This window comes from Algibacter sp. L4_22, assembly GCF_023473045.1.
In the GTDB taxonomy this organism is placed as follows: Bacteria; Bacteroidota; Bacteroidia; order Flavobacteriales; family Flavobacteriaceae; genus Algibacter.
Map to the genome: position 1 here is coordinate 1 of NZ_JAMCOK010000013.1, position 5,851 is coordinate 5,851.

At 30.1% G+C, this 5,851-nt stretch carries 6 protein-coding genes; all 6 read left to right on the top strand.

Translation table 11 applies throughout. The features are described from left to right. Nucleotides 1–93 precede the first annotated feature (93 nt). The 6 genes from M4I23_RS19070 to M4I23_RS19095 all read left to right on the top strand — a co-directional run bounded on the left by M4I23_RS19070 (nt 94) and on the right by M4I23_RS19095 (nt 5,579). Nucleotides 94–678, top strand: a complete 585-nt coding sequence (locus tag M4I23_RS19070) for a hypothetical protein (protein ID WP_249755453.1) — start codon at nt 94–96, stop codon at nt 676–678. Nucleotides 679–902: 224 nt separating this feature from the next. Next, complete coding sequence (locus M4I23_RS19075; RefSeq protein WP_249755454.1) at nt 903–1,610, top strand: hypothetical protein; 708 nt, start codon at nt 903–905, stop codon at nt 1,608–1,610. A gap of 134 nt (nt 1,611–1,744) precedes the next feature. Beyond that, the gene (locus M4I23_RS19080; protein WP_249755455.1) at nt 1,745–2,350 is read left to right on the top strand and encodes a hypothetical protein; all 606 of its coding nucleotides are present in this window, start codon (nt 1,745–1,747) and stop codon (nt 2,348–2,350) included. A gap of 158 nt (nt 2,351–2,508) precedes the next feature. Next, nucleotides 2,509–3,051: a hypothetical protein gene (locus tag M4I23_RS19085; RefSeq protein WP_158850956.1), complete on the top strand. Its 543-nt coding sequence runs from the start codon at nt 2,509–2,511 to the stop codon at nt 3,049–3,051. A gap of 187 nt (nt 3,052–3,238) precedes the next feature. After that, entirely contained in the window at nt 3,239–4,702 is a 1,464-nt protein-coding gene (locus M4I23_RS19090) for a hypothetical protein (protein ID WP_249755456.1), read from the top strand. A gap of 154 nt (nt 4,703–4,856) precedes the next feature. Continuing rightward, entirely contained in the window at nt 4,857–5,579 is a 723-nt protein-coding gene (locus tag M4I23_RS19095) for a hypothetical protein (protein ID WP_249755457.1), read from the top strand. Nucleotides 5,580–5,851 lie beyond the last annotated feature (272 nt).

Sequence of the window (5,851 nt, forward strand, 5' to 3'; positions counted from 1 at the left end):
AAATTCCTTCGGAATTTTCTCGCGTTCGTTTTTGTTTACTAAATTAGTTGCTGAAACACGCAACTAACCATACACAAAACCGTTACCCACAATATGAAAAAACTACTACCAATAATATTTTTGACACAGATTTTACTTTTATCTTGTAATACTACAAAGGAAAGTAAAACTGAATCTAAAAAACAGACTTCTGAAAAAATAATAGTTGAAAATAAAAAAGAGGTTAAGGATATCAAAGGAAAAACTGACTTAAACCAGATTAAAAAATATGCAAAATTAATACTTAAAAATGAAATAAATCCTTCTGACAATGAAGAAACTTTTGAATGTATCGAGCAAATATTAATAAAAAATCAAAGTGAGTTAGAATTCTATTTTGATGTTTTTAGAATAATCGTTAAGAAATCAGATGGAGCATTATCGGAAATGGTTGGTGCAACCATTATGGATTTTATAAAGTTTAATCCAGATTTTTTCATAATACAATATTCGCAATTTAGTGCTGAAGAGAAAAATAGATTTATTGACTATCTTTCTTACGAGCTCTACCTTTCTGAAACCAAAATAGATGATTATTTCTTGGAAGTTAATTCTACAATTAAATTAAAAACCGAACCAAAAATCAAACAATTGAATTCAATTAAAGAGTTGACCAAAATAAAATTCGGAAACTATTAGGATATAAAAAACTGTGGGTAACAATGTATATAAAAAATAGGGCGGAAAGTGCGAATTCAAAGGCTTGTGCTTATTTGCAAAGTCCGCCACATTTTTAATTTGTATTTTAGAAAAAAGGTAAAAATAAAACAAAAAATATGGCTCAGTATAAATCCGAAAGTAAGTGCTTATCAACTGCCTACTTTTCATATACTAAACGTTAGCTCTAATTTGAACCAATCTTTATGGTAGAAAAAAAAGACATCGAAAAATTAATTATTCAGAACAAAAAAAGTACTCTGAAAAATCATTGGAACGATGCGTTTTTTTACAACACAACAAAATACAGCGGAGAAATAAAACCGAATGAACTTCTGATTTGGAGGTCTGCACATTTTTTAAGAGGAGCGTATCCAATTTTTCATCTAACTTTTGGCAAAAATGCAGAACTGAATGGAATAAAAACGGAGAAAAACCCTTATCACAAACTTCTGAATAAAATATCAATCGGATTTTTTATTGTACTTGCTTTGGTTTTGTTATTTACGACTGAATTTAAGACTGCCATTATTGGAATAATCGGATTTTCTGTAATTGGAACTTTATTGCATTTAGTAATGTCAAAAGCAAAAAAGTACGAAACAAAAATTTTGACTGACGAACTGAAACAAGCCATAGAAAATATAGAACGTGAAAATAATCCTGAACTAATAAACAAACCGAAAACGGAATTAAAGAAAGAAAAGATTAAAGAATGGACTTTCTCAAAGATTTTGACAAGACTTCTTCTCTATCCTTTTTGCTTATTGATTTTATGGTTTTCAATAACATTATTTTTACCTGGAGGAATATTTAAGTATAAAACACTCGGTGTATTTGGAATTATTGTTTCATTAGCATATCCAATTACTGACCTAATAATGATATTTAGAAAAAATAAAAACTACAGCTAACACCGTGTATAATTAATTGCTTTATTGAGCTTACCTGTGAATATTCCTGCGGAATATTCACAGGTTCGTAAAAGTTTACTAATTTAGTTGCTTAACCACGCAACTAACCATACACAATCACGTTGCCAACAATTATGAGAAACATACTGCTGACATTATTGCTACTGACATTTCTAAGTTGTAAATCTGATAAAAAAGAAATTCCATCTGAATTTAAAGACAGTAACATCAATCTGATTGAATTTCTCGAAAAGAAGATTTATTTACCAAAAGATTTTCAAAAGTCAAGTATAGAAACTATTGCTGAATTAATTAAAAATTCACCTGACAAAAATGAGCTCTCGGAATATGAACTTCAAAAACTGAAGAATTTCAAGAAGATGGGACAAACCGTAGAAATCTTTATTAAAAATGGCAACTACCGAAATAATATCTCTTTTCAAAAAGGAAATTACGTTGAATTGACAAAAGAAGCGGTGGAAGTTTATGTGGACTTACTCGAAAACCGTCTTTTTGTCGAGTCAGAATCATTCGGAGTGGAAAGAAAGAGACTTGAAAGCAAATTTTTGAACTATGGGATTTCTAAAGTTGTTAAGGTTAAATACTTACAAACTTATGGAGAGGAAAAAATATATCTGACACAATATTTAGTAACTTATAAATTAAAAACATTCGGAATTATTATTGCGAGCGAAACAGACAATGATTATCAATATATATTAAAGAATTTTAAAAAATAACTGTTGGCAACACCGTATAAAAATAATGCTTAGTTTAGTGCTTAATCAAGAGTCCGTGCACTTTTGTTACGTCTGATTTTCCTGCGGAAAATCCTCGCACACAAAACCGCACTATTCTTATACATAAACGTTGTGTACAATACCCCAAAAAACTCAAAATGAAGTTGTTTTTATTCACATTAATGTTAGTTTTTGCTTCAAAAGTAGGTTTCAGCCAAAACAAAGTAACAACTGACACATTAATTGAATGGAATAAATCAAGAAAATTGAAATGGACTGACTTTAAAGGAAATCCACCTGAAGATAAGTTCATTACAATCGCAGAAACTCAGTGCTATATAAGATATATAGAAAGTTTTTATGATAATAATAATATCCCAAAATTCACACTGAAATGTTACTTTGGTAAAAACCAATCTTGGACTATTGTTTCTGATTTAGAAACATTAAAACATGAACAATTACATTTCGACCTTTGGGAACTTGTTACTAGACAAATTAGAAAAGCATTTTCGGATTTAAACAACAAATCCGAGAAAAATATTTCCGTCTATTATGAAAAATATACCGAATTGATGCATTATGGTATAGAGTTGCAAAATCAGTATGACAACGAAAGCTATTTTAGTGAAAAAGGACAAAATTATTGGAATAGTAAGATTTTGAGCGAACTTAAAGAGTTGAATAATTATGAACTTTAAAAATAAAAGTACTGTACACAACACAGTATATAAAAAATTGCTATTTTTAGCTTAACCAATGTGAGTTGCTTTGTTTGCTTGCATCTGATTTTCCTTCGGAAAATCCTCGCACTCAAACACGCAACTTTCCATATACATAAACGTTGCCAGCAATATGAAAATAGCATCCAAACAACGAACGAAATAAATGAAAATACCATTTTTTGCACTATTAACCATCTTGACATTCTCATTGAATGCACAAAACCTATTCCCTGTTAAATTAGACAACTGTAAGACTGAAAAATTTTGTCTTGATTGTGGAGATACCAAAGCTGGATATGATGAAGTAGAGTTCCTAAAACTTCAAGACAAATTAAACAAAGATTTAAATTTACAAGGAATTAAAGGTTCTGTGAAATTTCAAGTTCTCGTAAACTCTAAAGGAAAAGCTTGTGTTTTAAGTCATACAGACCAATCAAAAAGTGCTATATCGCAAAAAATAATTAAAGAACTCAATAAATTCAAAAAATGGACTTCTGCAATAACGAAAGGTAAAAAAGAAGAAAAATCCTCTATCAACCTAATTTTCACAGTAAATGACAATAAAATTTCAGGTAAAATTGAACGTGTTGATAAGGAAGCGTTCAAAAAATCATTTGATAAACCAAATAGTCCAGAAATCTATAATGAAAATTACGAATACAAAAATGACAATTTAGAAAATTACAAAATGACAGTTTGGAATTCTAAAAACTCAAATTTACCAAACAATTGGAATGACCATATTTCAATTGACAAAAATGGTTTAATTTGGCTAACTGTCAGCCAAGGTTTAGTAACTTTTGACGGAAACAAATTTAAAAATACTGAACAAAATATTTCTGATAAAGGAAAATACTTTGCTTATTACGAATTGGCTACAGATAACAATAATGTTAAATGGATTTATGCAAAAAATAACATCTATAGTTTTGACAACGATAAATGGGTAAAATATGATTCAACAGAAATTGGAATAAATTCAGCATACGATATAGTTAACAACACAAAAACTGGAGAACTTTTTTTCTGCTCAAAAAATGGAATAACAATACTCAAAGATGGTAAGTGGACTAAAATTGATAAAAACTTATTTAAAGATTTACCAGGCGATAGAGTTTCGTTTGCTAAAAGAGATTCTAAAAATAGACTTTGGATTGGCACGTATGACGGAACAGCAATGATTGATGAAAACAATCAGGTTACTAATTTTGAAAAGTCCTCTACAGTTCTGAAAGGAAAGTGCATTACATCAATGGACGAAGACGAAAACGGAAACCTATATTTTACACTTTACGAATTTGACAGAAAAAATAAAAAGCAAGTTAATAATGACGAAGGAATTGCAATACGTGATTCAAATGGAAATTTCAAACAATTTACAACTGAAAATTCTGGAATGCCTTTTAACCATACGAATTGTGTTCTTTACGACAAAAATGAAAAGATACTTTGGATTTCAACTGACAGAGCTGGATTAGTGAGATATGACTTAAAAGGAGGTTGGGAGAATTACCATAATGAAAATTCAGACATTCCTACTTCTTACATTTCGACAATGACTTTTGATAATAGTGGGAATTTATATTTAGCAACTAGACAAGGACTAGTGAAAATTGAAAGAAAATAAAATACTGCTGGCAACACCGTATATAATTTATTGCTGGCTTCTCGCCTACTTACGAAAGTCCTCGCGGACTTTCTTTGTCCGTAATTATTTACTAAATTAGTTGCTTAAACCACGCAACAAACCATATACAAACACGTTGGCATTAATTTGAAGAATGAACATTTTCGACAAAATAAAAAACATAATTGACAGACATAAAGCAATAGATGAATTCTATGATGATGTCGAGAATTTGGATGAAGTTCTTCTGGACAAAAGATTACAAGTTTTTCAGGAAGTAGTTACACCGAGAATGTCTAAAATCGGACTTAAAAACTGGAATGGAAAATACATTTGGTTTAGTGAATTCAATAATGAGGGAATTAAACACGTAGTTGAATACAATGTTTTTAAAGGATTTGGTGGTTCTTTTTCGTTTGGTAATTGCTTTGATTGTGTTCCTACAATTTCTGGAAAAAAGCTTGTAAATCATCGAACCGACAAATCAACAAAAGTCATTTATTTCAAACGTTTAGAAAGCTGGCAGGAAAGTTATGAGAAAAACAAGCCAATTAATCCCGACAGAATAAGTACAATAAATGAACAAAAATTCAGAGATAGTTTAGAACGAGTACTTTTTAATAACGTTCCCAAAATTAAAAATTGGTTCGAAGGAAAATCAACATTGGAAGAAAATATTGATGGACTTCTTTATGATGTAAAGAATCCTGCATTTGAAATCGGACAGAGAATAATTTCGCCTGAATATATTCTTGCTTTTCTATACAAACAGAATGGAGATATCGAGTCAGCTGAATTTTGGCTAAATGAACATTTTAAAAAAGGAATTAACTCTGAATTGGAAATCGAACTATTAACGAAAAGAATAAAAAACTAATGCCAACATTGTATATAAAAAATTGCTATTTTGTGCTTAACCAATGTGAGTTGCTTTGTTTGCTTGCATCTGATTTTCCTTCGGAAAATCCTCGCACACAAACACGCAACATTTCATATACGTAACCGTTGGCATTCATGTCTCACTCATCTCGAAAAAATATATAAACAAGCTTAAAAGTGGTTAAAAAAACTAACTCAACCGACTTCTGACCATTCAAAACGCAACTGTTGCGAACGACTGATTTTACTCATGCTCAAAACATCTGACTT